Source organism: Streptomyces fuscigenes (genome assembly GCF_021556455.1).
Classification (GTDB): Bacteria; Actinomycetota; Actinomycetes; order Streptomycetales; family Streptomycetaceae; genus Streptomyces; species Streptomyces fuscigenes.
Genome location: NZ_JAKGCV010000797.1, coordinates 1 through 1,102 on the forward strand (window position 1 = coordinate 1; position 1,102 = coordinate 1,102).

The following is a 1,102-nucleotide window of genomic DNA, read 5'->3' on the forward strand; positions in this document are numbered from 1 at the left end:
GCGCCCGGGCGGGCGGCGGCCCCGGCGACGGTCGTCGCGGTGCCGGCGCGGGACGCGGGGGCCGGCCCGGCGGGCACCACGGACGGGCAGCGCGGCTGGGCGCTCGCGCACTGGGCGGTGGCGCGGGCCGGGGCGCTGCGCATCGACCGCGTCGCGTACGCGGGGCGCGTGTGGAGCGCGGGGGACGCGGGGGCCGGGTGGCAGCACGCGCCGAAGCGGTCCGGCGAATCGGACAAGTCGCGCGACTCCGAGGTCCGGATCACTCTCGCGCAGTAGTTCGGCGGGTCACCCGCACGGCGTGGGTGCGGCAGGTGTGCGTGGCACTTTCCCGAAGATCGTCGGACAGTCGGTTCATGACCCTCTTCCGCTTGGGGCGCCTGCGGAGTGACGGTTCGCCAGGCCCGCACGGAAGTCGCCGTTTGCCCGCTTTCGCCCGGTGCCGACAATACGACGCATTACCAACTCTTTACGTTGGTGCTCCGCAACCTCCAACGCCCCTCAGGGAGTTGTCACGGCGTCCGACCGACGCCCGACACCGACGGGCCGGGCCGACCGGCCTGGCCCACGGGCGCCGCTCATTCGTCGAAGGAGCATCATGTCCCTCCCCCTGACCCGCCGCATCGCCCGCGCCGCGCTGCTCGTCGCCGCCGGCGCGGCCGCCCCCGTCGTCGTCGCAGGCGCCGCCAACGCCGCGTCGCTGCCGGGGGCCACCGACCTGGGAGCGGTCAGCGCGCTCGACGGTTCCAACGTCGGCAACACCATCGACCACGGCGCCCGCTCGGCGAGCGACATGGCCGGCACGACCGGTGCGCACATCGTCGGCACGGCCGTTCCGGCCGCCGGCAAGACCGTCGGCACCACCGGCAAGACCGTCGCGCCCGCCGTGCAGAAGGTGGCCGGCGACACCGCGGGCAGCGCCGGCACCGTCCTCGGGGACACCGCCGCGCACAACCAGCTGCCGAACCTGCCGCTCGGCGGCTGAGTCCCACCCCTGCGAGGGGGCCCGGAGCGTCCAGTGCTCCGGGCCCCCTCGGCCGTTCGCGGGCGGGCGGCTCCCCCGCCCGGGCCCGCGTGTTCCGCGGGGCCGCGCCCCGGGGCTGCG

At 76.6% G+C, this 1,102-nt stretch carries 2 protein-coding genes; both read left to right on the forward strand.

Annotated features, from left to right (window positions below):
* Window positions 1–276, forward strand: a 276-nt coding sequence (locus tag L1885_RS28630; protein ID WP_505016799.1) for a VldE C-terminal domain-containing protein, incomplete at its 5' end; no start/stop codon positions are given.
* Between the two features lie 319 nt (window positions 277–595).
* Window positions 596–982 carry an ATP-binding protein gene (locus L1885_RS28635; RefSeq protein ID WP_235800046.1) on the forward strand — a complete coding sequence of 129 codons (387 nt, stop codon included), beginning with the start codon at window positions 596–598 and terminating at the stop codon, window positions 980–982.
* Window positions 983–1,102: the final 120 nt, after the last annotated feature.

Bases quoted from the DNA above. Each gene is read 5' to 3' on its own strand.
- L1885_RS28635 (WP_235800046.1), top strand. From the start codon at position 596: ATGTCCCTCCCCCTGACCCGCCGCATCGCCCGCGCCGCGCTGCTCGTC.